The sequence below is a fragment of the Arcicella rigui genome, from assembly GCF_034929435.1.
Taxonomy (GTDB): domain Bacteria; phylum Bacteroidota; class Bacteroidia; order Cytophagales; family Spirosomataceae; genus Arcicella; species Arcicella rigui.
The window spans coordinates 47,555-73,900 of record NZ_JAYFUM010000031.1; the positions used below are offsets into that span (position 1 = coordinate 47,555).

Consider the following 26,346-nt stretch of genomic DNA (forward strand, 5'->3'; position numbering starts at 1 on the left):
AGTATTTAATAAAGCCAAAATTCTCAATCACTTTAGTAATTGTTTTAGTAGTTTTATAAGCCAGTTCTTCGTCGTTTTTATTAAGTCAAATTTTATTCTTGCAATACGATTCAGCAGATTTATTAAGCCTATTTATCAACCTGAATAAAGTTGAAACATCTTCACTGACCAATACGGGATTCCAATAATGCTGTTTGGCGAATAATCTTTTAATAATTCAGCAAATTATTACTTATTTGTAGCTTCAATCTTCATCAAACGATTTTTTATCCATGAAAAAACATCTTTTTCTATTTTTTTCAATGCTTTCAGCAGGCAGTACATTGGCACAAAGTCCATTATTACTTCGCCAGCCAAGTATTAATCATGATGGTTCTGTTGTTTCCTTTTCTTATCAAGGAGATATTTGGACAGTACCCAGTACGGGAGGAAACGCTACTCGATTAACTATCCACGAAGCTTATGAAAGTAATCCAATTTTTAGTCCAGATGGCAAGCAAATCGCCTTTTCGGGTACTCGCTTTGGCAATAATGATATTTTTGTAATGCCTTCAACGGGCGGTTTACCCAAACGTTTGACTTTCCATTCGGCTCAGGATTTAGTAGCAAGCTGGACGCAGGCAGATAAAATCTTATTCTCTACCAGTCGTGAATTTAAGCAAATCGAACGTCCGCAAGAAGTATATGCAATCAATCCTAAAGGAGGAACTGAATCAAGAATGTTGGATGCCGTAGGCTTTGAGCCTGTACTTTCTCCAGATGGAAATTTAATGGCTTTTGTACGTGGAGACATCAATCCTGTTGCTCGTCAGGCTTATAATGGTAGCTCGAACAGAGATATTTGGATTTATAATATCAAAGCTAAAAGCTTTAATAAAATTGCTTTGTTTGAAACCAATGATATTATTCCACAATGGGGAAAAAATGGTTTATTGTACTTCTTGAGCAGTGTTGATGGTGCGTATAATCTCTATCAAATCAAAATTTCTGGCGATGGAAAAGCGGAAGGAAGTCCGAAAAAATTAACGCAATTCAAGGATGAATCTATTCGTCATTTCAGTATTTCAAAAGATGGCAATACCATTGTTTTTGAAAAAGAAATGGGGCTTTTTACTTACAATGTAGCGAGCGGTTCGGTTGCAAAAATTAATGTAAACATCAATGCCGATGAACGTTTTGATGCCACCGAACAAAAAACTTTTGCGACTGGCTTGGAAGAATATAAAGTATCACCCAATGGAAAGTTGTTAGCGTATAGCCTTCGTGGTGAGATTTTTATCAAAGAAGCAGACAAAGAAAAAACGAAGAGTATCAATGTTTCTCAACACGCTTTTCGTGACATTGAACCCGCTTGGCTGAATGATTCAACGCTATTATTTACAAGTGATAGAAACAATGGCAATTTTGATTTATATGCAGTGAATTCATCTGATGCTTCAGAACGTAATATTTTTAAATCGCTGAAACATCAAATCACACAAATTACAAAGACGACAGAAGATGAATCTTCGCCAGTGGTTTCGCCAGATAATAAGAAAATAGCCTACGTTAAAGGCAGAGGAACTTTTGTAGTAGCCGACATCAGTGCTGATGGAAAATTGACAAACGAAAAAATATTAAGCGAAGGCTGGAACAGCCCGAGTGATATTGCTTGGAGTCCAGACAGTAAATACTTGGCTTATAGTCAATCGGATTTATATTTCAACCAAGAAGTATTTATCCGAACTGCCGATAATTCAAGCAAGCCTGTCAACGTAACAATGCACCCACGTGGCGACAGTAATCCGTTTTGGAGTGCCGATGGTTCTAAATTAGGATTTGTTTCACAAAGAAGTGCTGCTCGCAGTGCAGATGTTTGGTTTGTTTGGTTGAAAAAAGAAGATTGGGAAAAAGAAACACAAGATTGGCAAGAAAAAGAAACACCAGCAGTCGATGCTAAACCCGACAAAAAAGGAGTAAAACCCATTGTGATTGATTTTGACAATATTCATGAAAGAGTAGTACAAGTAACAAATTTCCCCGGTAATGAAAGCGAATTTGTGATTTCAAAAGATGGCGAAACCTTCTTTTACACCACGACAAGTAGCTCGGCAAAAGGCAGAGATTTGTTCAGTATTAAATGGGATGGCAAAGAATTAAAAGAAATTACTAAAGGCGGAAGTAACCCTAACAATTTGTCGCTCGATAAAGAAGGCAAGTACATTTATTATACAAAAACGGGCGGCGGACTTTCTCGTGTTGAGGTAAAAACAGGCGTGTCTGAGGCGATGCCATTTGTGGCGAAAATGAAAATTGATTATTTGGCAGAACGCACACAAGTATTTGAAGAAGCATGGAGAACCATTCGTGATGGTTTTTATGATCCTAAATTCCACGGAAATAATTGGTTACAATTGCATGATAAATACAAAGAGCGTTGTATTAATGCCAGTACTTCAAATGATTTTAGAGATATGTTTAATTTACTATTGGGTGAATTAAACTCAAGCCACATGGGTTTAACAGCACCAGACCGTGCTGAAACGCAAAAAGAAATTACAGGTTTATTAGGAACAGAACTGATTCCAACTTCAACAGGCATGAAAGTAAACCACGTAGTGCCAGAAACGCCAGTGACTAAAAGTAAGAGCTTAATCAACGAAGGAGAAGTGATTACGGCAGTAAATGGACAGGCAGTAAGTGAAAGTGAAAACTTTTATGCTTTATTAAATGGCTTGGCTAATGAAAAAGTACTCTTAAATGTTAGCGATGCCAGTGGAAAAAACAGAGAAGTTGTAGTTCGTCTTACACAAAGTATCAGCGATAATTTATACAACGAATGGGTTGACAGCAGAAAGAAATTAGTAGATAAATTCTCCAATGGTCGTTTAGGGTATATCCACATTAAAGGAATGGATTTCCCAAGTTTTGAAGTAGTTGAAAGAGAATTTACGGCTGCTGGTTACGGCAAAGAAGGCATCTTGATTGATGTTCGTTATAATGGTGGTGGTTCAACAACCGATTATTTAATGACGATTCTGAATTACAAACAACACGCTTATACTATTCCAAGAGGTGCAAGTACTGATTTAGAAAAGGATAAGAAAAAATTCAGAGAGTATTATCCAATCGGCGAGCGTTTGGTTTATGCCGCTTGGACAAAACCTTCCATTGCCCTTTGTAATGAAGGAAGTTATTCTAACGCAGAGATTTTCTCGCATGCTTATAAATCTCTGGGCATTGGTAAATTAGTTGGTTTGCCAACCAATGGTTCTGTAATTTCTACGGGAGGGAAATCTTTAATGGATGGCTCTTTTGTAAGATTACCGGGAAGAGGCTGGTTCACTAAAACAACCGATAAAAACCAAGAATTAGGTGCAGCCATTCCTGATATTATCGTTGAAAATACGCCAGATTGGATTGCTAAAGGAACAGACGAGCAATTGAAAGTGGCAGTAGATACACTTTTGAAAGATATTGACGCTAAAAAATAAATAACTGTAGCACGAGTTTCCAAATCGTATCATCATAATTCACGATTTGGAAACTCGTGCTACGGTTTATCAAATTATAATTTAACAATTGTCTTCCCCAAGGCTTTTCCTTGTAGCATCAAATCTAATTGTGCAGGTACTTCTTCTAAAGTAATTTCTTTGGCAAGTATTGATAAATCGTTTGGTTTCCATTCGTTGGCTAATTTTTGCCAAATATTGGCTCGCAATGGCATCGGGCATTCAGCAGAATCAATCCCAAACAAAGTATTTCCACGAAGAATAAAAGGTAAAACGGTTGTGTGCAATTCGGTAGAAGCAACCAAACCACAAATCGCAGCCGAACCGCCATAAACCAAAGATTTTAACGCTGTTGCTAAAATATTTCCGCCAACGGTATCAATTACTCCCGCATAAGTTGATTTTAATAATGGTCTCCCCGACTGGTCGTTGACCACCTCTCGACTAACAATTTCACTTGCTCCGATTTCCTTTAAAAATACTTCGGCTTCGGGCTTGCCAGTTACAGCTACAACCTCAAAACCCAATTTGGCTAACATCGCCACAGCCAAAGTTCCCACTCCACCCGTTGAACCTGTTACTAATACTTTCCCTTGTGCAGGACTTAAACCATGATTCAACAAAGCGTTGATACACAAGCCAGCCGTTAAACCAGCCGTTCCGTGAATCATGGCTTCTTTTAAACTTAAACCTTTAGGCAATTTCACAATCCATTTGGCTGGCACAGAGATATACTCTGCCAAACCGCCCGAAGTATTCATTCCTAAATCGTAACTGGTAACAATTACTTCATCGCCCACCTGAAAATCAGGCGATTCGCTGGCTTCAACAATGCCAGAAGCATCAATGCCGGGCGTGTGTGGATATTGCTTGGTAACGCCTTTATTACCAACCGACGATAAAGCATCTTTATAATTCAAAGAAGAATAAGTTACTTTTATGAGTACTTCATTTGCAGGTAAATCCGAAATATTTCTTTCAATAATGCTTCGGGTATATTGTTTCTCGGGACTTTCGCTAATCTGTAAAGCTTTAAAAGAATGGCTCATGGTTTTGTGTTTGTTTTGTTAATTCACTTATATTTATGCTGTAAACCTCCACAAAAAAATATTGAAAGTCAAGTAGTTACATTCCTTACAGGTACTTACAAATAGTGTAGTTTTACTGATAATCAAGTACTTAATTTTTATGATTGTAGAAAAAAACTATATCGAACAGGATTGTCCTTCGGATGTATTTATGAAAGTACTCAAAGGAAAATGCAAAACAACGCTAATTGTGCTGATTAAAAAGGGAATCAATCGTTTTGGAGAAATGAAAAGAGCCTTGCCAACCATTAGCGAAAGGATGCTCGCCAAGCAATTAGACGAACTTGAAGCTGATGGAATTTTGAGCAGAAGAGTTTTTGCAGAAGTACCGCTAAAAGTAGAATACGCCCTGACAGAGTACGGCGAAACGCTTTATCCAATTGTAAAAGAAATCAGACGTTGGGGACGGATTCATCAAGAAAAGCATTTAAAAATAAATCTTTAAAAAAAGATTTTTCACTGACATACTGTTGTCAGTGACGATGATTTACTTTGTGCTGTTAATCAAAAAATATAACCTCAAAATTCATTCATCATGCAAGTAAAAGAATTACCCGCACAGAAGTATTTTATTTATCGTACAGAAACCACCCTTTTAAATGTAAACGCCATTGCAGAACGTGAAGTAGATGTACTTTACGGCACTGTTGGACAATTAGGACTCAGTGTAGCTGGCAATCTTGAGTTTATTTATTGGGGAGCTACGGGCGACCTCACGAAACCATTTACATTAGAAATCGCTCTACCGATTGGCGATGAAGAAGTAAGTATTCCACCTAAATATGAAATAGTAGAATATCCAGCATTCAAAGCTTTTGCTCATACGCATTTGGGCGATTTCAGTAATGTGATGCCTGTGTATGAAGAAATGTTCAAGCAACTTTTTGCACAAGGACACCAACCGACTAATCAGACCAGAGAAGTATATATCCATTGGGTAGATTTAACTTCTCCTGAGAATGTTACGGAGATTTTATTAGAAATAGCGTAGTTCGGCAACAATATTTTATTTGATAAACCTTATTCATAAAAAACAGTAATTTGTTTTTTGTGAGTAAGGTTTTTTTTGTGAAGGGAATTGCTTGATGAATATATCTTTTAATTTTGTAGTAGATGGAAAAATTCGGTCACATAGAAATTACGATTATTGGTAATCATGGTAATATCAAACTTTCACCAGAGAGTTATGATATTAAAGAAATTACTATGCTTCTTCAAAATGTTGAAGATTTGCTCTATCCTATTAACAAAAAAGATAGACCTCTCATCAGTTACAACATTGAAGAAGGTTCAGTCAAAAATATTTTTAGAACAAGTTTACAAGCGGTCATTAGCTTGAGTGCTATATTAACACAAATCAATCTTGTAAATTCTATTGATTTTTTAGAGCCTAAAACAGCTCAAGCAATTGAGAATATCCAGTCTCTTTCAATCCAGAAAAACTATGAGTTTATCTTTAAAACTTCTTTAAAAGAGTCCTCAGAAGCAGAATTGGTCATTAATCCAAAGACAAATTTTGTCAGAACACATAACATTTGGGTTGACGCAGAACTGTATTTCTATGGCACGCTCATCAATGCAGGAGGAAAAAATAAAGCTAATATTCATATTGACACTTCTGATTTTGGTTCATTAACAATAGATACTTCAAAAAGCTTTTTGCAAGGGCATGAAGACAACTTATTGTACAAAAGTTACGGAGTAAGAGTACACGGAAAACAGAATATTGATACAGGAGAGTTTGACAGAAGCTCTTTGAGCCTTTTGGAGTTGATTGACTTTAATCCCAAATACGACGAGTCGTACTTGAATGGTTTGATTGGTAAAGCCAAAAAGAATTGGAATGGAATAGATACCGATGAGTGGTTGCAAAATTTAAGAGGAACTTATGAAGTATAGCGTTTTACTCGACACCAGTTTCTTTATCAGATTACTAAACGATGAAGACCCTCTACATACGAAGGCAAAAGGATATTTTCGGTATTTTCTCGAAGAAGGTATCATATTAAAAATATCTACCATTTCGATTGCAGAATATTGTGTAAAAGGTTCTGTTTCAGAATTGCCTCTCAATAATGTCCAAATCTTACCTTTTAATTTCGACCATGCCAAAAGAACTGGCGAGTTTGCTAAAATAGTATTTAATGCACAAGGCAAAACAAAAGACACTTCAATAAGTCCAAGAACAATCATTCCGAATGATTCTAAACTATTTGCACAAGCAGACGTAGATAAAACCATCAATTATTTTGTTACCTCTGATGCTCGTTCTTTAAGTGTTTATAATATCCTTCGAAAAGAAACAAACCCCCAATTTCAAATCATAGACATCAATATTCCTTTTAATGAAGTATTTGGGAAATTAGACCTTGGTTTTTAAGAATCCATTGAGACAATACTTTTGTTATCTAATCTTCTAATTCTCCCAACTATCTACCCTTTTACAGCTTTACTTCCTACCTTTGTGTTATGAATTATTTATCAGCAGAAAATATCTCGAAAAACTACAACGAGCGTTGGTTGTTTCGTAACATAAATTTTGGTATCTCTAAGGGAGATAAAGTAGCTTTAGTCGGACAAAATGGGGCGGGTAAAACTACTTTAATGAACATTTTAGCAGGTTTGATTCCTTCTGACGAAGGCACAGTAAGTATCCGTAAAGGTATTTCGGTTGGCTATCTTTTCCAAAACCCTGATTTTGACGAAAATCTTAGCGTAATGGATACGCTTTTTACGGGCGATTCTCCTGCCAACCAAGCCTTGAAAATGTATGAAAGGGCAATGGAAAATCCTGAAGATTCAGACCTTTTGTCGGAGGCTTTGGAGATGATGGACAAACATGATGCTTGGGATTATGAAAGTAGAGTAAAACAAATTTTGGGCAAATTAGGAATCCATGATTTTGAACGCAAGATTTCTCAGCTTTCTGGCGGACAACGTAAGCGTGTAGCAATGGCGAAAGTATTAATCGAAGAACCTGATTTGATGATTTTCGATGAGCCTACCAACCACTTGGATTTGGAAACTATCGAATGGTTGGAGCAAACGCTTTCGGCACAAAATATTACTTTGCTTTTAGTAACGCACGACCGTTATTTTTTGGACAGAGTGTGTAACAACATTGCCGAATTAGATAACGGAACGATTTATCCCTATCGTGGAAATTATAGTTATTTCTTAGAGAAAAAAGCTGAACGTGAGGCTTCGGAAGCTGCCAGTATCGACAAAGCCAAAAATACTTTGCGTACAGAATTAGAATGGATGCGTCGCCAACCGAAAGCTCGTGGCACGAAAGCTCAATACAGAATTGATGCTTTTCATGAACTAAAAGAAAAGGCTTCGCAAACCAAAGACGATTCAAAAGTAACTTTGAATGTAAAAATGTCTCGTCAAGGAAGTAAAATTTTGGAAATTGACGGATTGAATAAATCTTTTGGAAACCAAAAGATTGTGGATAATTTCTCTTACATTTTTCAACGTAAAGACCGCATCGGAATTATTGGAAAAAATGGTATCGGTAAATCTACTTTCTTGAATATGATTACCCAAAATTTACAACCAGATTCTGGAAGTATTACCACGGGCGAAACCGTTGTGTATGGCTACTATACTCAAGGCGATTTGGACTTCAAACCGGGCGATAAAGTAATTGATGTTATCAAAGATATTGCGGAGGTTGTTACGGTCGGAACGGGTGAAACCATTTCGGCAAGTCAGTTTTTAACGCACTTTAAGTTTGAACCGAAAGTACAATATGCTGCCGTTGATAAATTATCAGGTGGTGAAAAAAGACGTTTGCAATTGATGAAAGTACTCATCAAAAATCCAAACTTTTTGATTCTTGATGAGCCTACCAACGACCTTGATATTCAGACTTTGAATATTTTGGAAGATTTCTTGATTGCTTTTGGCGGTTGTTTATTGTTAGTTTCTCACGACCGTTACTTTATGGATAAATTGGTAGAACACCTTTTTGTTTTTGAAGGTGACGGACAAATCAGAGATTTCCCCGGAAACTATACTGATTACAGAGAGTGGTTGGAAGAAAATGAAATTACTTTAGGCGAAAAGCCAAAAGTGAAAAGCGAACCAGTTTCTACGAATAATCATAAATTAGAACCTTCGGTACAGGTTTCGACGACGAAAAGAAAGCTTTCTTTCAAAGAACAAAAAGAGTATGATGATTTGGGAAAAGCCATTGAAAAATTAGAAAAGAAAAAAGCTGAATTGACAGAAAGACTCAATAATGGCGGTAGCTACGAAGATTTGGCAGCTTGGGCAAAACAAATCGAAGAAATTACGGACGAACTTGATGAAAAAGAATTGCGTTGGTTAGAGCTTTCAGAGTAAAAGATTTCTTTCAAACTATATTTAAAAAAGACTTGGTTCAATCTACTTTGTGGATTAAATCAAGTCTTTTTTTATGGATAAAATTGAAGTTCTGAAGCAAAATCCATCTTTCATAATTCATACCTCATACATAAACTCATATTCTTCATTAGATTTTTGCACCAATTGTCTTTATGTTGAAAGCAATCACATAATAATATAAACATGAAAAAATTAATCAAAACCAGCTCACTATTACTGCTCAGTATAGCCAGCTTTTCTACTTTTGCACAGGAAAAATCTTTACATTCCGAGATGCTTCACACGGCACAGCCCGATTATCCAGTGCCTTATACTACGCCCAAAGTAGAAGAGATTACCCAAACCCTCAATCGTATTCATCAGTACTTAGATGCCGTTACACCAATGAACGTCATCAGTAAAAGTACTAATAAAATCATCACAGATTTTTCAAAAATTGATACCAGTGCAGTGGTTGAAAGAGGTACTTTTAGCCTAACAAGTTACGAATGGGGCGTTACTTATTCTGGAATGTTGGCAGCCAGCGAAGCCACAGGCGATAGCCGTTTTAGCGAATATGCTCGTAAAAGAATGGAGTTTTTAGCTCAAAAAGCCCCTTATTTTAAAGAAGTATTGAAATTGAACCCGAATAGCAAAGGGCTTCGTCAGGTAATTATGCCACATGCTTTAGACGACTGCGGAGCTATCTGCTCGGCAATGATAAAAGCTACGAGAGCTAATATTCCTAAAGTAGATTTACGTCCATTGATTGATAATTACATCAATTACATCAGTACAAAAGAGTTTCGTTTTGCTGATGGTACTTTAGCCCGTAACCGTCCGCAAGCCAATACACTTTGGTTAGATGATTTATTTATGGGTGTGCCTGCTTTGGCACAAATGGGAAAACTAACGGGTGATAATCGCTATTTTGATGATGCCGTAAAGCAAGTATCGCAGTTTTCAAAACGAATGTTTAATACTCAAAAAAATGTATTTATGCACGGCTGGGTAGCAGATATGGAAACGCATCCAGAATTTCATTGGGGACGTGCCAATGGTTGGGCTATTCTTACGATGGTTGAATTATTGGATGTTTTACCAGAAAACCATCCCGGTCGTACAGAAGTATTGAATCTGTTGAAAGCTCATGCCAAAGGTTTGGCTTCGTATCAGGCAGGAAGTGGATTTTGGCATCAATTATTAGACCGCCCCGATTCATATCTTGAAACCTCCGCAACCGCCATTTATGCTTACTCTTTTGCAAGAGCCATTAACAAAGGTTGGCTCGATTACAAAGCTTATGGCCCTGCCACACTTTTAGCTTGGAATGCCGTAGCGACCAAAGTAAACGCAGGCGGACAAGTAGAAGGCGTTTGTGTAGGTACAGGTATGGGCTTTGAACCTGCTTTTTATTATTACAGACCCATCAACGTGTTGGCAGCTCATGGCTATGGCCCCGTTTTGTTGGCAGGTGCAGAAGTATTAAAACTGATGAAATCAGGGAAATTCACCATTAACGACAGTGCATTGCAGTACAACAAATAATATATAAAGCTTCTATTATTATCCGAAGAACCACATTTTGAGCCGTATGCTCGAAATTGTGGTTCTTTTTTTGTACTTATTTATTATGAATAAATTCCCTCAAAAATGATTAATTCTGACTTCATTTGTGTAAATTAATTCGTCAATAGCAAATTGAAGTAATTCAAGAAAGTTACAGACAAGTTGGAAAACGTGTTACAAACTATTGTTAAACTTTTGTTAATAAAATACTTTCACCAGTAAAGGCTCGTTTCCCTCTCAAATCAAATACAAAGACCATGAAAAAATTAGTAAAAGTATTAACGTTCCTTGTTCCTTTTGGCTTAGGAGCTTTTGTAAGTACAGCACAACAAGTGATTGTAGAGAAACCTCAACCTAAAAAAATCGAAGTAACTGGCTCTGCCGAAGAAGAAGTTTTACCAGATGAAATTTATGTTTCGATTTCTTTGAGAGAGTATTTCAAAGATAAAGACAACAAAAACAAAACTGATATTATGGTTTTGGAAAAGCAATTGCAAAAGGCTGTTGAAGAGGCTGGTATTCCTAAAGAAAATTTAACGATTGGTAATATCAATGGTTACAGAGAATGGTTCGGGAAGAAAAAACCAACGATTTTTTTAGAAAGTAAAAACTATGTAGTGAAAGTACCAAATCTTTATAAAATTGATGGTATCATCGCTAAAGTTGATGAAAAAGGAGTAGCTTCAACCAATATCGAACGCTACGAATATTCTAAAATTGAAGCTTTGAGACAAGCAACCAAAATCAAAGCTTTACAAGCAGCAAAAGCCAAAGCGAAGTATTTGTTGGAAGGTATCGACGAGCAATTGGGTGAAGCTTTAGAAATTTACGAAATCGACAATGGTTATTCGCCTACTCCTGTGTACGCCATGCGTGCTGCTAAAATGGAAATGATGTCCGATGCCGCACCAATGCCAGAAAGTACCATTGATGTTCAGAAAATTAAGGTAAGATATGAAATGAAGGCGATTTTTAGGATTAAATAATGTGAGACTTTAGGATTTCGAGACTTTAGGACTTGAAGATTTTTAGACTTGAAGACTGATAAATTTTAGGGTTTGTGGAATTTATGATTAGAAGACTGTAAAATGCTGGATATAAAGTGTTTTTTAAAACTCATTATCCTAAAGTCTCGAAATCCTAAAGTCCTAAAGTCATATAGTCTAAAAATCCTAAAGTCCCAACAACCAACAAACTATGAAAAAACCACTACTTTTAACAATCTTACTTTTTCTTTTCCAAGCAAATATTTTTTCGCAAAATACTTATTTATTAAAACCCGCACGGGTTTTTGATGGTGAAACGGTGCATGAAAATTGGCAAGTACTGGTGCAAAAAGACCGAATTACTGCCGTTGGCGAAAACTTGATGATTCCTGCTAATACTGAAATCATCAATTTACCTAATACTACTTTATTGCCCGGACTCATCGAAGGACATTCACATTTATTGCTTCACCCCTACAACGAAACCGCTTGGGACGACCAAGTACTGAAAGAATCTCGGGCAGAACGCATCATCCGAGCAGGCATTCATGCAAAAAATACCCTTATGGCAGGTTTTACTTCTGTTCGAGATTTAGGAACAGAAGGCTCAGATTATGATGATATTGGTTTAAAACAAGCTATCGAAAAAGGAATAATTCCCGGGCCAAGAATGTTGGTTGCTGGACGTGCTTTGGTAGCAACAGGAAGTTATGGGCCAAAAGGTTTTCAGTCGGATGTTTCGGCAATACAAGGAGCAGAAGAAGCAGACGGAGTAGATAATTTGAGCAAAGCCGTAAGAACACAAATTGGCAAAGGAGCAGACGTTGTAAAAGTATATGCTGATTATCGCTGGGGATTGATGAAAGATGCCCAACCGACTTTTCTTGAATCTGAATTAAAATTAGCCGTAGATATTGCTCAAAGTTCTGGTCGTGATGTTGTGGCACATGCTTCAACCGCAGAAGGAATACGAAGGGCTGTAATGGCAGGCGTAAAAACAATTGAGCATGGAGATGGGGCAAATCAAGAAGTTTTTACTTTAATGAAAGAGAAGGGCGTTTGTTTCTGTCCGACTTTAGCAGCTGGCGACGCCATCGCACAGTACAGAGGTTGGAAAAAGGGAAAAGACCCCGAACCAGAACGTATTCAAGAAAAAAGAAAGAGTTTTAAAATGGCTTTAGCAACAGGGGTAAAAATTTGTATGGGAGGCGATGTGGGCGTGTTTCCACATGGCGAAAATGTACGAGAAATGGAATTGATGATAGAATACGGCATGAGTCCCCTACAAGTATTACAGTCGAGTACTTCGGTCAATGCAGAGGTTTTTAAATTAAAAGATTTAGGCAGAATAAAAAACACTTACTTTGCCGACATCATTGCCGTAGAAGGCGAGCCACACAAGCAAATCACACAGCTAAAAAACATAAAATTTGTGATGAAAAATGGTATTATTTATAAAAAATAATACCCTAAACTTTGCTAAGGTTTTTATCATAATATATTTGTAAAAAAGAATTTCACCAAACATTGATTACCGAAAACCCCATTACTATGTTTACCCAAAACGATCTTAATCAAATAGAAGCATTAGGCATTGACTTAGCAACCGTAAATCAGCAAATTCAAGATTTCAAAGATGGGTTTCCATTCATGCAGCTTCAAAAAGCAGCTACTCCCGATAATGGTGTTACACAACTTTCGGAAGAAGCCTTAGCCGAATACATCAGTCTTTATGAAAGTAAAGTACAAAGTATTACGCCATTGAAATTTGTTCCTGCTTCTGGTGCTGCCTCAAGAATGTTCAAATCTTTATTTGGCTTTTTGGAAGAGGGAAAATCTGACAAATCAACTGTTCAATTTTTTGAAAGATTATCAGAGTTTGCTTTTTATGATGATTTAGTTAAAGTTTTACCTGAAAATGCGGACGAAAAAACAATCGCAGATTACTACTTAACCAGCAAAGGTTTGGAGTATGGAACTTTGCCAAAAGGACTTTTAAAATTCCATAAATATGAAACGGGTAACAGAACGGCTATCGAAGAGCATTTGGTAGAAGGAGCAAATTATGCTAATGCCGACGGTATCGTAAAACTTCATTTTACTGTTTCTCCCGAACATTTAAGTCGCTTTACAGCACTTTTAGAAGCTGTTGTTCCTTCGTATGAAGCAACTTATGGCGTAAAATATGATATTTCTTTCTCTGAACAGAGAAAATCTACTGATACCATTGCGGTAAATTTAGATAATACGCCATTCCGTGAAAAAGATGGTTCATTATTGTTCCGTCCTGCGGGTCATGGAGCTTTATTGGCAAACTTAAATGATATTGATGCCAATATTGTCTTTATCAAAAATATCGACAACGTTGTACCAGACCGTATCAAGGCTACAACTTACGACTATAAAAAAGCTTTAGCAGGCGTTTTATTGAAGTATCAAGATAAAATCTTTGATTACCAGTATCAGCTTACACAGGGAGCATCTTTACCATTGATTTTAGAATTGACCGAATTCTTTGAAAAAGAACTTTGTGTACTACAACCAACTTCATTCACAGATTTATCACATAACGAAAAAGTTGCTTACTTTATCGAAAAACTCAATCGTCCTTTACGTGTTTGTGGTGTTGTGAAAAACACTGGCGAACCGGGCGGTGGTCCTTTCTGGTGTAAAAATAGCGATGGCTCTACTTCTTTGCAGATTGTTGAGTCAGCACAAGTTGATTTAGACAACGAAGACCAAAAAGCAATTTTCAATAATTCAACACACTTCAATCCAGTAGATTTGATTTGTGCCTTGAAAAATAGCAAAGGCGAGAAATTCAATCTTCTAAAATTCCGTGACCCAAAAACTGGTTTCGTTACTCAGAAATCAAAAGACGGAAAAGATTTGAAAGCACAGGAATTACCAGGACTTTGGAATGGTGCGATGTCTGACTGGAATACAATTTTTGTAGAAGTACCATTGATTACCTTCAACCCTGTGAAAACAGTTAATGATTTATTGAGAGACGAACATCAATAAAGATTTGAATTATAAATTATGAATTATTGTATGTAAAGTATAGATATGAATTATGAGTTATGAATTATCCTTTGCAACAAGTTGTAATACTCATCTCATAATTAATATCACAACATAGTAAGAAAGTTGAAAGGTATTATAGATTTGGGATTTCGGAAAATCGAAATCAGAAATCCCAAGTCTATAATATCGTAAATCTCATAATTCATAATTAATATCTCATAATTAAAAATATGTTTATTCCTTTTGAAAAATTGCCAGATTATGCTCGTGTTTGGGTGTATCAAGCAGACAAAGCTTTGAATAATGCTGAACAAAATCATATTCAACAAGTACTTGAAGAACAAGTAAATCAATGGGCGGCTCATGGTGTACCTTTGGTAGGTTCTGTGCAAGTATTGCTCAATCGCTTCATTATCGTTGCGGTTGACGAAGTACAAAACCAAGCGTCGGGTTGTTCTATTGATGCTTCTACTCGTTGGTTGAAAGAATTAGGAGCTGCAATGAACCTCAATTTCTTCGACCGCTCAGTTGCTTATGTTGATGGCGATGAAATTAAAACGGTAGAAATGTTGAAAATTAAAAGCCTTGTTGCCGAAGGAATCATCCAAGCGGATACCATTATCTTCAATAATTTAGTGCCGAACATTGGTGAATTTAAAACGAATTGGCAAGTAGCTGCCTCCGCAAGTTGGATGAAACGCTACTTTCAGCAAGTGGCTCTTTAAATTGATTATATAGTAAGTCACTGGCAATAAAAAAACTCCTATTATGGAAAGAAAGGTCTTTTCATAACAGGAGTTTTTTTATTCATTCTATATTTCAGGTGCGTCAATCAAATAGTGGTAATGGTATCATTTGTGGGTTTTGTTTTTCTATTCTTTTCAGCCCATAAATAAAGCGAAGGCAAAATCAGCGGAGCAAAAATTAAAGTACTGGTCAGTCCGCCAATGATTACTGTTGCTAATGGTCTTTGTACGTCTGAACCAATTCCTGACGAAATTGCCGCAGGTACAAGACCAATGATAGCAACAACCAAAATAGATAATAAAGCTCTCAGTTGCTCTTTTGATGATACCAACACACTGTGTTGTAATTCGGTATCATTTTCACCTTTAGCTCGATTAATGGCTGAAACTAATAATACGCCTGCCATGACCGAAATCCCAAAAATACTTACAAAGCCTACACCAGCCGAAACGTTGAAGTAATAGCCACGCATCAACAAAGCGACGATTCCTCCGCCCAAAGCAAATAAAATACAGCTCATCGTTACTAAAGTATTGGGCAAATTCTTGAACAACATAAACAAGAAAAGAAACACCAAAAGTATCGTTAAAGGAATGGTGAAAGCCAATTGTTTTCCTGCACGTTCAAGGTTTTCGTATTGTCCGCCGTAAATGATTTGATAGCCTTTTGGAACGTGTACTTTGGCATCAATTTTATCTTGCAATTCTTTCACAAAACTGCCTTGGTCTCTGCCTTTGATGTTCGTCCGCACAGTTACCATTCTTTTACTTCCGTAGCGGTAAATATTGGTTTGTCCTTCCACAAAATGAATATCTGCCAATTGGCTCATCGGAATTAAAGCTCCATTTACCGAAGGCACAAGAATATCTTTGATGGCATCAATGGAATTTCTGAACTGTGGCAAAAAGCGAATCACAATGTCATAGCGTTTTGTGCCATCGTACAAAGTAGAAATCGTTTTTCCACCAATGGCCGCTTCAATCATGTTCTGAATATCAGCTACATTGATTCCAAAACGAGCCGCTGATTCACGATTGATATTGATAGCCAATTGGTCTTGTGGCCCTTCTTGCTCAATATTAACGTTGTCTGCTCCAGCAGTTTGTCTTACGATGGTCGCAATACTATCGGCTTTTTGTCGCATCATTTTCAAGTCGTCGCCAACAACAGAAATTGCCAAATCTGCGGCACTTCCTGTCACAATTTCCATTACTTGGTCGATAATGGGCTGACCCGAAGAAAAGGAAACCGAAGGCAATTGCTGTTGTAAATCGGTCTTGATTTTATCCACCAATTCTTTTTTAGAAATGGTTTTACTCCACAAACTATAATCTTTTAAACCAACCAAAATTTCGTTTCTGTTGGCTGGAAATGGGTCTGTTCCATCATCATTTCTGCCTGTTTGTGTAATAACAAATGAAATTTGTGGATACTTGGCAATGGTACTTCTAATTTTAGCGGCATAACTGGCATTTTCTTGAATGGTAATTCCAGCAGGAAAATTTCCTCTAAGAAAAATCGAACCTTCATCCAATGTTGGTAAAAATTCAGTTCCGAGTTTTATGCCGCAGAAAATGAATGTTCCTACAATGGTGAAACCGATGATTACAGTTCTTTTGTAATGATTCAATAATTTATCCAGTACATTTCCATAATGTTTCGACAGAAAATCCAGCACATAATTTTTATGTTCTTTCATCGGTTTGTCAAAATCAGCTAAGGCTTTTCTGTAACTGAATGAAATCAAGACTGGAATAAAAGTAAGTGCCGCCAACATCGAGCCAATTACAGCAAAAGCCAAAGTAAGTGCCATCGGTGAAAATAGCTTTCCTTCTACACGGGTCATCAATAAAATGGGCATATAAGCCAAAATGATGATGGTTACTGAGAAAAATATTTCACGTCCTACTTCTTGTGCCGAAAGCAAAGTAATTCTGATAATGCCTTGTTTTTTTTCTTCAATGGTGGCAGTTCTGTACTTCCTGATTAAATGTTCTGCCATCAAACACGCTCCGTCAACAATAATCCCAAAGTCGATAGCTCCCAAAGAAAGTAAATTGGCTGGAATGCCCGTCAAACGCATTAAAATAAACGCAAACAAAAGCGAAAACGGAATCGTTAGGGCTACCACAATGGCACTTCTTACACTTCCTAAGAAAAATATCAAGAGAATCACAACGATTGAAATTCCTTCAAACAAAGTATGAGCTACGGTTTCTAAAGAATGGTCAATCAAGAAACTTCGGTCGTAAAGCGGACGCAAATGCACGCCTTCGGGCAATTCACTGGCTTGTAAATCCGCCATTTTTTCTTTCAAAAGCTTCAATACTTCACTCGGATTTTCGTAACGTCTTAACAAAATAATACCTTCTACACCACTTTTTACATCCAATTTTTCTTTCGTAACGGTATAGCCTAAAACGCCACTTGCTGGCGGAGGAGTAATCTCAACAGTAGCGACATCACGGATAAATACGGGCATTCCATTATCCGATTTCAACACAATGTTTTCAATGTCTCTTTCTGTTTTAATTGCTCCCAAGCCACGAACGGCAAAACCTTGTCCACCACGAGCCAAGATATTTCCACCTGTATTTTGGTTGTTGACATTTACCGCATCCGTCACATTTTGTAAAGTAAGGTTATACTTTCTTAGTTTTTCGGGCGAAGTAATGATATGATATTGTTTCAAAGGACCGCCGAAAGTTACTACATCGGCAATGCCTGGTACTTGTAACAAAGCTGGTTTAATGACCCAATCTTGTAAATCTCTTAATTGCGTTTGACTAAAATTAGCTGGTGCTTCTACCACATAGCGATAGATTTCCCCAACGGCAGTACTCATCGGTGCTAATTCTGGATTTACGCCATCGGGCAAAGTTGCCGAACTCAAACGTTCAATTACCTGCTGACGAGCGAAGTAATCGTCTGTGCCATCTTTAAAAGTTAATTGCACAACCGACAAACCAAAAATAGTACGACTTCTACGGTCTAATACATTGGGCGTATTTTGTAAAGCACGTTCTATCGGTACTGTTACTTGTTGTTCAACTTCTTCGGCTGCTCTTCCGTCGTATTGTGCTACTACAATCACACAAGTATCTGCAATGTCTGGATAAGCTTCAATTTTCAATTGTGTAAAGCACCAATAGCCTACCGCCATCAGCACAGTACTTATCGCAATCACAATCCAGCGATTACGAAGGCTGAATACTAATAAGTTCTTAATCATTTATTTCCACTGTTCTACTTGGTTCGTAATAATAAATCCACTTGTTACTTCTACTCTCAGTGCTGTCAGCACAGCCTTTACTTTCTCGGTGTCGTCGATGAAAGTAATCATGATGGGCGTTTCGTCGAAACTGAATAAATCGTTTGGGCGATGAAAATGATTGTTTGAACCAAAACCCGAAATGCCTTTAAAAACCGTTAATCCTTTGATTTTCTGGGCAATCAAAAACTGTACGATAAACTCATGTAAGGATTTTGTTCCAAAGAGTTCATCTTCATCTATAAAAATCTGAGCTTGAAGCATAGCCTTTTTTTGTTAAAGCAACGTTCCTTTTAACAAGAATGCTGCGATGCTGAAATAAATGATAAGACCTGTTACATCCACTAAAGTAGCCACAAAAGGTGCTGACGAAGTGGCTGGGTCGAAGCCTAATTTTTTTAAGACTATCGGTATCATTGAGCCACTCAAAGTTCCCCACATAACAATACCTATGAGCGAGAAAAATATCGTGGTGGCTACCAATACATAATGTTCGGTATAATTGAACCAGTGGAATTGTTGCCAAAGAAGAATTCTAATAAAACCTATTGTTCCAAGAATAATTCCGAGAATAATGCCTGATGAAAATTCTCTTTTCATCACAAACCACCAGTCGCTAAAAGTGATTTCTTTCAAAGCCATCGCACGGATAATCAATGTTGCGGCCTGTGAACCACTATTTCCTCCGCTTGAAATAATCAAAGGAATAAAGAGGGCTAAAACTACGGCTTTTGCAATTTCATCGTCAAAATAACCCATTGCAGAAGCCGTTAACATTTCACTGAGAAAAAGTACGATAAGCCAACCTGCTCTTTTTTTGATAAGGGTAAAAATGGGCGTTTTTACATAAGGGAAATCCAAAGATTCTAAACCTCCAAATTTTTGAATATCTTCAGTATCTCTTTGTTCAGCAAAATCCAGTACGTCGTCGGCTGTGAGTACTCCTATCAAAATATTTTGGGCTGTTACCACTGGCAATACATCTCTGTCGTACTCTTTGAATTTATCAATGGCAATTTCTTTGGTATCGTCGATGGTCAAGCTTACACAAAATCCATCTAAAAGACTTTCAATGGTTTTGAAAGATTCGTTCAGTACCAACTTTCTAATCGGAATATCATCGACTAATTTCCCAGTTTCATCAATCACATAAATTACATTGGCGGCTTCGGTGTCGTTTGGGTGATTTCTCAAATGCTCAACCGCTTCGCCCACAGTCATTTGTCTTGAAATCGTAGAAAAATCTGTATTGATAAGTCGGGCAACGCTGTTTTCTGGATAACCGAAAAAGTCATGAATTTCAGCTCGGTTTTTCTCAGAAAGGTATTCGATAAAGTACGACTGCTCTAAACCAATCAAATTTGAAAAAAACTCAAACCTATCATCAGAAGGCAAATTATTCAGAATGGCTGAGGCTTTCTCTTTGGAAATTCCTTTGATGATTTGTACTTGCCAGTCGAAATTGAGATAAGCAAATACTTTCGCTTGCGAGTTTTTGGGTAAAGAAATAAATGATTCAGTAGCAATATCCAAAGGCAAAGAGCCAATGAGTATAGCGACATCGTTTGGATGAACAAAATTTTTGTTACTTTCTAAACCCAATAAAGTACTGAAATCGCCCTTTAAAATTCTTGTTCTAATATCTTTCATGGCTTTTATTGGCTATCAGCTTTCGGAAGTCGGCTGTCAGGTTTTAATTTATTAGTCTTTTACCTTCTCCATTTTTCATGTACTCATGTCGTTCCTACGGAACTTGATTGTGTACAATTTTCACGACATCATTGCTACCGATACATCGTCCCTAACGGGACTCGAGCTATAATTCTTCAAATCCAAAAGAAAATCTTGCGTCTTGTCTCTTGTGTCTTTCATCTTCAAGTCCTAAAGTCCCCAAAAATCAATACCCAAAACTCAAACCCTTCAACTGCATTACTCCTTTAACAGCCACCGTTTCGCCATTTTGCAAGCCACTAAAAACTACAATTCTGTCTCCAATCTGATTGCCAATATTTACTTCTCTGCGTTCAAACGTATTGTTAGCATTTTTTACAAAAACATAAGTTTTACCTTGAACCGTTACGACTGCATTTTTATCAATATTGATATGCGAACCTTCACTTACGCCAAACAAAACCGTTGCAAACATTCCTGCTTTCAGCTTTTGTTCTGAATTATTGAGACTTACTCTCAATTTTACCATTCTGGTCGATTCGTCAATTACGTCGGCTACTTCTTCTATTTTTCCTGTAAATTTTTCATTTGGGAAAGCCGTAAATTGCAAAGTACAATTCCCTCCTTCTTTGATTTTACTGATTTGATTTTCAGGAATATCACAAATAATAAAAGCCTTGCCAGCACTTGCTTTTCTTAATGCTTCTGGATTAAATCCACCAGTTTTCAGCTTTGTTTCATGTTCGATAATGGCGGTTTTTTCGTTTGCTAAATCGTTTTGAACCATCGCCAATTCTGTTTCAGCACTTAATAAATCTACTTGTGCATTGGCTACGTCTTTGCCTGTTCCTGCTCCATTTTTTTGTAAATCTTCAAAGCGACTCACTTCTACTTTTTTGCGAGCAATAATTGTTTTCTTTTGCTGAATGATTGTAGCTCGCTGACGAATATTCTCTAAATGTTGCAAAAGCGAAGTGTAATTGCTGGCTAAATCTGAGTTTTCAAACAAAATAATATTTTGCGAAGCACCTTCTTGTGAAGAAACCACCGTTGCCGACACTTTGGCGGGAGCAGTAATTTCATCATTGAGCGAAGAACTTCCCAAAGTCTCTGTGGCAAAAAACTGCATACTTGTAGTAGTCGGGAAAACGATTTTCATGCCGTTTTCCTGTACTTTTGGCAATACATCTACTGGTTTTGTTGCCTGATTTTCTTTTCCTCCACAAGCGGCAAGAAGCCAGATAGAGAGGAGTGTTATTGTTAAGTTATTTTTCATCGTTTTAAGAAATCTATACAATTTAAACACCTATGAATTTGAAGTACTTTAACTTGGCTAAAACTCAGTGCAACCTATTTTAGGCAAGGACAAAGGACAACTCACCATTCACAATTCAGCACTCATACTTATTGTGCCATTTGATTGATTAAACCAGAAGCATAAAGTAGCTTAATATAGCTCTGGCGATATTGTTGTAATGTATCGTAGTACTGTTGTTGAGTATCGAGCCAACTCCTTTGGGCTTCTAAATAATCAACAATGGTAGTGCCTCCATGCAAATATGAATACTTTACGCTACTCAGAATACTTTCTGACTTCGAAAGCAAATCTTTGAATTGTTCTATATTTTTTTTCTGCGTTTGGTAAGTATTATAAGCCGTCAAAAGCTCGGTTTGTACTAAAGTCTGTGTGGCTTGTAAACCTTTTTCTGCTTGTTGTTTCTGTATATATGATTTCTTGATTTCGCCTTGATTTCTTGAGAAAAAAGGTAAGTCTATCGCCCCATAAAAACCTACGTATGGAATAGTGTTTTGTGGGTTGTAAATCATCCCCAAAATTGGCTGTGGCGTTGCCAATGATTTTTGTAATTTGATATTACTTTCGGCTACTTGAATTCCAGCTTTATAAAGTTGAATATCACTTCTGTTGGCTAAAGCTTGCTGCAAGAGCGAATCTAATTGCGTAGAAAAAACATAAGTAAAATCATCTTTTGTGTCAATGTCGATGCGGTCTTGTGTTCCGAGCATAAATTTGAGGTTCAATAACTCGTTTTGATAAATTTGCTCATTCGATTTCAACTGCAAAGCATACTGATTTGCCAACAAAGCTGTACGAGTAAGGTCTGTTGAAGTAATTACTTCTTTGCCTAACCTGATTTTATTGATGCTCACCAAACTATCTGTATTGGTTTTCGCTATCTGCAAAATATCCAATTGCTTGCGAGCCGTCCAAACATCCAACCATTTCAAGGCTACGTCTTGCAAAACACTTCTTTCAGTTTCGCCAAAGGCTTTTTGTGAAAGCTGTGTATTTTTTTGTGCCAAATCAATTTTAGCCTGACGCTGCGAAGGCAACTGAATTACTTTCGTCAACTGCCACCATACTTGTCGGTTTTGTGCATTGTACCAATCGCTATTGTTGGGATACGAAGCCGAACGAGTAAGTAAAAGTGTCTGATTATTCAAATTGGGGTTAGGACGCAATTGTGCCGTAACTATATCCGCTTCGCTAATACCAACATTAAGCTGTTGGGTATTCAGCAAAGGGTTATTTGCTTTTGCTGTTTGTAATGCTTTTTGTAAAGTATAAATTTCTTGTGCCGAAGAAGTTTTATACATAAGCATAACAAGCGTAAGGATGGATAAAATGTATCTGAGCCGCATCGTCTTGTAAGTCTTTGTTTGTGCTTACAAAGGTGGGAGATTGGGCGGAGAAAGGCAGTTAGAGAGCTTTTAGAAAATTATTAGAAAATCATTAGAAAGTAAAACGGGTTTCCAACCCGTCAAAAATACATGAGTTGGAAACCCGTCTCAAAGATGCGAAAATGAAAGTTTGAAAGTAGTTCCCTCCCCTACTGTTGAAGCCACTGAAATTTCGCCATTATGGAGTTTTACAATTTTCTGAGTAAGCGAAAGACCTATGCCGTTGCCATTGGTATATTTTTTATTTTTCCCTCTGAAAAATGGCGTAAAAATCTGCGAAAGTTCTTCGTCGGCAATGCCAATTCCTTCATCCACAAAGTATAGGCGTATGTGTTGATTTTGTACAGAAATTGACACTGTACATTTTTGATTATCAGAAAACTTACAAGCATTTTCGATAAGATTAGCAAAGGCTACTTTCAACAAATACTCGTTGCCATTAATAGAAATTTCATCGTCGTTTTCTACTTCATTTTCATACAAAATATCCACTAAATAAGTAGGATTTTGGCGTTGTACTTGGTGACGGGCATCCAAAAGCACTTCGTCTAAACGAGTTTCACGAAAGGAAATTTCCGAAAGGTCATAACTGGCTTTGGCAAAATCTAACAGACTGGTAGCAAGTCGAGCAAGCTTTTGGGCATCATTTAGCGTATTTTGAATTACTTCTTGATATTCTGCAATACTTCTTTCTCTGTTCTTCGACAACTCCAATTCTGTAATTATCGAAGCCAAAGGAGTACGAAGTTCATGCGAAATGTTTGAAACAAATTGCTTTTGGGCATCAAACGATTTCTCCAAACGGTCGAGCATTTCATTAAAAGTACTTGACAGTTCCGCCAATTCATCTTTCCCCTGAATGTTACTTAGTCGTAAATCAAGATTAGAAGCGGTTATTTTCTTTACTTTATTCACAATTACACTTACAGGTAGCAAGGCTTTTTTAGAGAAAAACCTACCCGCTGCATAAATGAAGAGTATCGAGCAAACAAAAATTATTAAAATGGTATTTCGGAGATTGTCTAATTTTTTATATCCATACTGGTCATAAGCCGCCGCAATGATGATATAATTTTTATTTTCAACAGGAAACAACATGCCAATTACTTGCCAACGACCTTGGTAAAACCTAATTTGATGTCTTTTCTTTACTTCGTCCATCATTTGTTGGTTTTCTTTCACCAAATCTATATCTAAGGCATCGTGGTAATGCAAGTTGAAATCAGTATCATAAATAGCTACTTCTACTTCATTAATGGTTTCACGATTGTTTTTATAGATTTTTTGTAAAATGTCAGCCTCTACTTTTGCCGTAAAATAAAGATTGGCTTTGGTAATTCCTTCTTTTTTCAGGCGATTATAGAATTCTGTTTCACGGTTTTGATAGGCAGAATAATACACCAAAGCCGCAAATATCATCAAGATAGCGGCTGTGAGTAAGGTAAAAAGTAAACTTAGTCTTTCTCTGATGGTCATTCTTCCTTGAAAATAAAACCCATTCCCGATTTTGTATGAATGAGTTTGGGTTCAAAATCTTTATCAATTTTTTTACGTAAGTAATTGATATACACATCTATAAAATTTGTCCCTGTATCAAAATGTGTATCCCAAACTTTATCAGCAATTTCAGTTCTGCTCAGGATTCTTTCTGCATTTTGCATCATGTATTCCAGCAGTTTAAATTCTTTTGGCGTAAGGCTTATTTCCTTTCCCGAGCGATTTACGGTTTTAGTACGGTTGTTGAGTTCTAAATTGGCGTACTTCAATACAAAACCTTGTGTATTGCTATGGACATTTTGGCGTTTTGTCAAAGCCCTAATCCTGACGTGAAGTTCTCTAAAATCAAAAGGTTTTACCAAGTAATCGTCTGCACCTGCGTCAAAGCCTTCTACCTTGTCGTCGGTAGTTCCCAAAGCCGTAAGCATAATAATCAAAGTATCAGGTTTGGCAGTACGGATGTCTTTACAAAGTTCAAGTCCGCTGAGTTTTGGTAAAATTATATCTGTAATTATTAAATCATAGTCGTTTTGTAAAGCCAGTTTTCGCCCCATCATGCCATCGTAGGCAAGTGTTACGGTATAATCATTTTCTTCTAATCCTCGTTTTACTAAAGAGGCTATTCGTTCGTCATCTTCAATAATGAGAATATTCATGTTTTGTTAATTTTATGCAATAGGCTGTAAGCCGTAGGCATTTTCACAATGTTTATTTTTTCATGATAGAAGGGTTTTATAATTTGCTTATTGCCTAAAGCACTTCCTTCATTGTAAGATACAAAATTAAGTTAATTCTTTATTCCGCTAATGTTTATGAGGCTTTATCCTAAAAGTGCAAAAATTAGTTTGTGTTGAAGTATTCAATTTTTAAGAAAATATTAATAAATGACCGTTTACTAATTTGAATGATTATTAAGCCATAAAAAATAAATACCTTCGTGGAAAATTACAACAAGAGCCTCTAAATTGGAACAAAAACAGGAGAAATCTTTGTTAAACTTGAACTCCTCAAAAGGAACAAATAACAGGCATTCAATAATACCATTCAACAGTTTGTTTTCTTATGTATTTACGTTGTAAAACCCATAAGAAGATTTTCTATTATACATAAATGCGATTTTTAAAAACAACTCTCATTTTATCTATTCTATTATTTTTCAATAGTTTAGCTCAAAAAAACAAAACAGTAGCTTCGGGTGAAACCTTCCCGACTCCTCCTGAAACAGACATCCGCTTGTTTTACATTCAGCGAAGTTCAAATGCCAGTGCAGTCGTTTACGATGCTAATTTAACTGCCGACAAAAAGCTAAATCCCAAAAATCCCGTACATACTTATTGGATTCGCTACTCGGAAGATGGTAGAAAACAAGAATTATCTACCATTCAGCGGACTCTTGCTTATGGACTTTATACCAAAGAAGTAGCAGGAGAAAAAGGCAGCTATGACGGACACTTCTTGGCATACCGCAAAAGAAAATTTGTGGTAAAACTTACCCCACAAGGAGAACCAGTAGCTTTGTTTCCGATTAATGGAAAAATGCAAATTCTTAAAAGAGTATTCGTGAATGTGGACGAAAGTGGCATGATGCCATCGGTCATCCATGTAGAGCTTTGGGGAAAAGATGTGAATACTGGCAAAGAAGTTTATGAGAAATTTAAACCATAAGCTTTGAGTTTAGAGTTTTGAATGCTGAATGCTGAATGATTGAAGTGCTGAGTTGTGAGTGTTGAATGAGGAATAATATTCTGATTACAAACTCAAAAAAACTCCTCATTAAGCACTCAAAAAACTCAACATTAAGCACTCAAAAAACTCAACATTCACAACTCATGTCCTTGCCTAAAATAGGTTGCCCTGATTTTTAAACAAGTTAAAGTAATCAAAATTGTAAAATAGTTTGATTTGGGTTGATGTTTTTTGAATAATCACAAGTCCAAATCGGTAAATTA

The 26,346-nt window shown here is 36.8% G+C and carries 20 protein-coding genes; 12 read left to right on the forward strand and 8 right to left on the reverse strand.

Features of this window, described 5'->3' with window-relative positions; genetic code table 11:
* The first annotated feature begins 272 nt into the window (after positions 1 to 272).
* The gene (locus VB248_RS21455; RefSeq protein WP_323298890.1) at positions 273 to 3,473 is read left to right on the forward strand and encodes a S41 family peptidase; all 3,201 of its coding nucleotides are present in this window, start codon (positions 273 to 275) and stop codon (positions 3,471 to 3,473) included.
* Between the two features lie 74 nt (positions 3,474 to 3,547).
* Here the strand turns inward: VB248_RS21455 and VB248_RS21460 are convergent, their stop codons facing one another.
* Positions 3,548 to 4,540, reverse strand: coding sequence for a YhdH/YhfP family quinone oxidoreductase (locus VB248_RS21460; RefSeq protein ID WP_323298891.1), 993 nt, complete (start codon positions 4,538 to 4,540; stop codon positions 3,548 to 3,550).
* A gap of 139 nt (positions 4,541 to 4,679) precedes the next feature.
* On the opposite strand from VB248_RS21460, the gene VB248_RS21465 reads away from it, so the two are divergent.
* From VB248_RS21465 to VB248_RS21510, 10 genes are all read left to right on the forward strand, one after another.
* The gene (locus VB248_RS21465) at positions 4,680 to 5,024 is read left to right on the forward strand and encodes a winged helix-turn-helix transcriptional regulator (protein ID WP_323298892.1); all 345 of its coding nucleotides are present in this window, start codon (positions 4,680 to 4,682) and stop codon (positions 5,022 to 5,024) included.
* Positions 5,025 to 5,114: 90 nt separating this feature from the next.
* The gene (locus VB248_RS21470; protein ID WP_323298893.1) at positions 5,115 to 5,570 is read left to right on the forward strand and encodes a hypothetical protein; all 456 of its coding nucleotides are present in this window, start codon (positions 5,115 to 5,117) and stop codon (positions 5,568 to 5,570) included.
* Between the two features lie 122 nt (positions 5,571 to 5,692).
* Positions 5,693 to 6,478, forward strand: a complete 786-nt coding sequence (locus VB248_RS21475; protein WP_323298894.1) for a hypothetical protein — start codon at positions 5,693 to 5,695, stop codon at positions 6,476 to 6,478.
* Positions 6,468 to 6,959 (forward strand): type II toxin-antitoxin system VapC family toxin, encoded by a 492-nt coding sequence (locus VB248_RS21480; protein ID WP_323298895.1) that lies wholly within the window; start codon positions 6,468 to 6,470, stop codon positions 6,957 to 6,959. Before VB248_RS21475 ends, VB248_RS21480 begins: the two co-directional genes overlap by 11 nt.
* Before the next feature lie 89 nt (positions 6,960 to 7,048).
* Positions 7,049 to 8,929 (forward strand): ABC-F family ATP-binding cassette domain-containing protein, encoded by a 1,881-nt coding sequence (locus VB248_RS21485; protein WP_323298896.1) that lies wholly within the window; start codon positions 7,049 to 7,051, stop codon positions 8,927 to 8,929.
* Between the two features lie 204 nt (positions 8,930 to 9,133).
* Positions 9,134 to 10,477 carry a glycoside hydrolase family 88/105 protein gene (locus VB248_RS21490; RefSeq protein ID WP_323298897.1) on the forward strand — a complete coding sequence of 448 codons (1,344 nt, stop codon included), beginning with the start codon at positions 9,134 to 9,136 and terminating at the stop codon, positions 10,475 to 10,477.
* A 278-nt stretch (positions 10,478 to 10,755) separates the two neighbouring features.
* Positions 10,756 to 11,484, forward strand: a complete 729-nt coding sequence (locus VB248_RS21495) for an SIMPL domain-containing protein (RefSeq protein ID WP_323298898.1) — start codon at positions 10,756 to 10,758, stop codon at positions 11,482 to 11,484.
* A 211-nt stretch (positions 11,485 to 11,695) separates the two neighbouring features.
* The gene (locus tag VB248_RS21500; RefSeq protein ID WP_323298899.1) at positions 11,696 to 12,949 is read left to right on the forward strand and encodes a metal-dependent hydrolase family protein; all 1,254 of its coding nucleotides are present in this window, start codon (positions 11,696 to 11,698) and stop codon (positions 12,947 to 12,949) included.
* Between the two features lie 86 nt (positions 12,950 to 13,035).
* A complete protein-coding gene (locus VB248_RS21505; RefSeq protein WP_323298909.1) occupies positions 13,036 to 14,508 on the forward strand; it encodes a DUF4301 family protein in 1,473 nt (490 codons plus the stop codon).
* Positions 14,509 to 14,741: 233 nt separating this feature from the next.
* The gene (locus VB248_RS21510; protein WP_323298900.1) at positions 14,742 to 15,236 is read left to right on the forward strand and encodes a hypothetical protein; all 495 of its coding nucleotides are present in this window, start codon (positions 14,742 to 14,744) and stop codon (positions 15,234 to 15,236) included.
* 107 nt (positions 15,237 to 15,343) lie between these two features.
* Here VB248_RS21510 and VB248_RS21515 read toward each other — a convergent pair whose 3' ends face one another.
* From VB248_RS21515 to VB248_RS21545, 7 genes are all read right to left on the reverse strand, one after another.
* Positions 15,344 to 18,490 (reverse strand): efflux RND transporter permease subunit, encoded by a 3,147-nt coding sequence (locus VB248_RS21515; protein WP_323298901.1) that lies wholly within the window; start codon positions 18,488 to 18,490, stop codon positions 15,344 to 15,346.
* Entirely contained in the window at positions 18,491 to 18,793 is a 303-nt protein-coding gene (locus VB248_RS21520; RefSeq protein ID WP_323298902.1) for a DUF190 domain-containing protein, read from the reverse strand. It lies immediately after the preceding gene.
* A 12-nt stretch (positions 18,794 to 18,805) separates the two neighbouring features.
* Positions 18,806 to 20,179 carry a magnesium transporter gene (gene mgtE / locus VB248_RS21525; RefSeq protein WP_323298903.1) on the reverse strand — a complete coding sequence of 458 codons (1,374 nt, stop codon included), beginning with the start codon at positions 20,177 to 20,179 and terminating at the stop codon, positions 18,806 to 18,808.
* A 247-nt stretch (positions 20,180 to 20,426) separates the two neighbouring features.
* On the reverse strand, positions 20,427 to 21,476 hold the full coding sequence (locus tag VB248_RS21530) for an efflux RND transporter periplasmic adaptor subunit (protein ID WP_323298904.1): 1,050 nt from the start codon (positions 21,474 to 21,476) through the stop codon (positions 20,427 to 20,429).
* 128 nt (positions 21,477 to 21,604) lie between these two features.
* Positions 21,605 to 22,822 carry a TolC family protein gene (locus VB248_RS21535; RefSeq protein ID WP_323298905.1) on the reverse strand — a complete coding sequence of 406 codons (1,218 nt, stop codon included), beginning with the start codon at positions 22,820 to 22,822 and terminating at the stop codon, positions 21,605 to 21,607.
* Between the two features lie 186 nt (positions 22,823 to 23,008).
* Complete coding sequence (locus VB248_RS21540) at positions 23,009 to 24,376, reverse strand: HAMP domain-containing sensor histidine kinase (RefSeq protein ID WP_323298906.1); 1,368 nt, start codon at positions 24,374 to 24,376, stop codon at positions 23,009 to 23,011.
* Entirely contained in the window at positions 24,373 to 25,053 is a 681-nt protein-coding gene (locus tag VB248_RS21545; protein WP_323298907.1) for a response regulator transcription factor, read from the reverse strand. The genes VB248_RS21540 and VB248_RS21545 overlap by 4 nt, the downstream gene beginning before the upstream one ends.
* 454 nt (positions 25,054 to 25,507) lie before the next feature.
* On the opposite strand from VB248_RS21545, the gene VB248_RS21550 reads away from it, so the two are divergent.
* Positions 25,508 to 26,062 carry a DUF4833 domain-containing protein gene (locus tag VB248_RS21550; RefSeq protein WP_323298908.1) on the forward strand — a complete coding sequence of 185 codons (555 nt, stop codon included), beginning with the start codon at positions 25,508 to 25,510 and terminating at the stop codon, positions 26,060 to 26,062.
* The last annotated feature ends 284 nt before the right edge of the window (positions 26,063 to 26,346 follow it).

Bases quoted from the DNA above. Each gene is read 5' to 3' on its own strand.
- VB248_RS21515 (WP_323298901.1), bottom strand. From the start codon at position 18,490: ATGATTAAGAACTTATTAGTATTCAGCCTTCGTAATCGCTGGATTGTG.
- VB248_RS21505 (WP_323298909.1), top strand. From the start codon at position 13,036: ATGTTTACCCAAAACGATCTTAATCAAATAGAAGCATTAGGCATTGAC.
- VB248_RS21510 (WP_323298900.1), top strand. From the start codon at position 14,742: ATGTTTATTCCTTTTGAAAAATTGCCAGATTATGCTCGTGTTTGGGTG.
- VB248_RS21535 (WP_323298905.1), bottom strand. From the start codon at position 22,822: ATGCTTATGTATAAAACTTCTTCGGCACAAGAAATTTATACTTTACAA.
- VB248_RS21550 (WP_323298908.1), top strand. From the start codon at position 25,508: ATGCGATTTTTAAAAACAACTCTCATTTTATCTATTCTATTATTTTTC.
- VB248_RS21475 (WP_323298894.1), top strand. From the start codon at position 5,693: ATGGAAAAATTCGGTCACATAGAAATTACGATTATTGGTAATCATGGT.
- VB248_RS21520 (WP_323298902.1), bottom strand. From the start codon at position 18,793: ATGCTTCAAGCTCAGATTTTTATAGATGAAGATGAACTCTTTGGAACA.
- VB248_RS21495 (WP_323298898.1), top strand. From the start codon at position 10,756: ATGAAAAAATTAGTAAAAGTATTAACGTTCCTTGTTCCTTTTGGCTTA.
- VB248_RS21460 (WP_323298891.1), bottom strand. From the start codon at position 4,540: ATGAGCCATTCTTTTAAAGCTTTACAGATTAGCGAAAGTCCCGAGAAA.
- VB248_RS21540 (WP_323298906.1), bottom strand. From the start codon at position 24,376: ATGACCATCAGAGAAAGACTAAGTTTACTTTTTACCTTACTCACAGCC.
- VB248_RS21500 (WP_323298899.1), top strand. From the start codon at position 11,696: ATGAAAAAACCACTACTTTTAACAATCTTACTTTTTCTTTTCCAAGCA.
- VB248_RS21545 (WP_323298907.1), bottom strand. From the start codon at position 25,053: ATGAATATTCTCATTATTGAAGATGACGAACGAATAGCCTCTTTAGTA.
- VB248_RS21490 (WP_323298897.1), top strand. From the start codon at position 9,134: ATGAAAAAATTAATCAAAACCAGCTCACTATTACTGCTCAGTATAGCC.
- VB248_RS21465 (WP_323298892.1), top strand. From the start codon at position 4,680: ATGATTGTAGAAAAAAACTATATCGAACAGGATTGTCCTTCGGATGTA.
- VB248_RS21530 (WP_323298904.1), bottom strand. From the start codon at position 21,476: ATGAAAAATAACTTAACAATAACACTCCTCTCTATCTGGCTTCTTGCC.
- mgtE (WP_323298903.1), bottom strand. From the start codon at position 20,179: ATGAAAGATATTAGAACAAGAATTTTAAAGGGCGATTTCAGTACTTTA.
- VB248_RS21485 (WP_323298896.1), top strand. From the start codon at position 7,049: ATGAATTATTTATCAGCAGAAAATATCTCGAAAAACTACAACGAGCGT.
- VB248_RS21455 (WP_323298890.1), top strand. From the start codon at position 273: ATGAAAAAACATCTTTTTCTATTTTTTTCAATGCTTTCAGCAGGCAGT.
- VB248_RS21470 (WP_323298893.1), top strand. From the start codon at position 5,115: ATGCAAGTAAAAGAATTACCCGCACAGAAGTATTTTATTTATCGTACA.
- VB248_RS21480 (WP_323298895.1), top strand. From the start codon at position 6,468: ATGAAGTATAGCGTTTTACTCGACACCAGTTTCTTTATCAGATTACTA.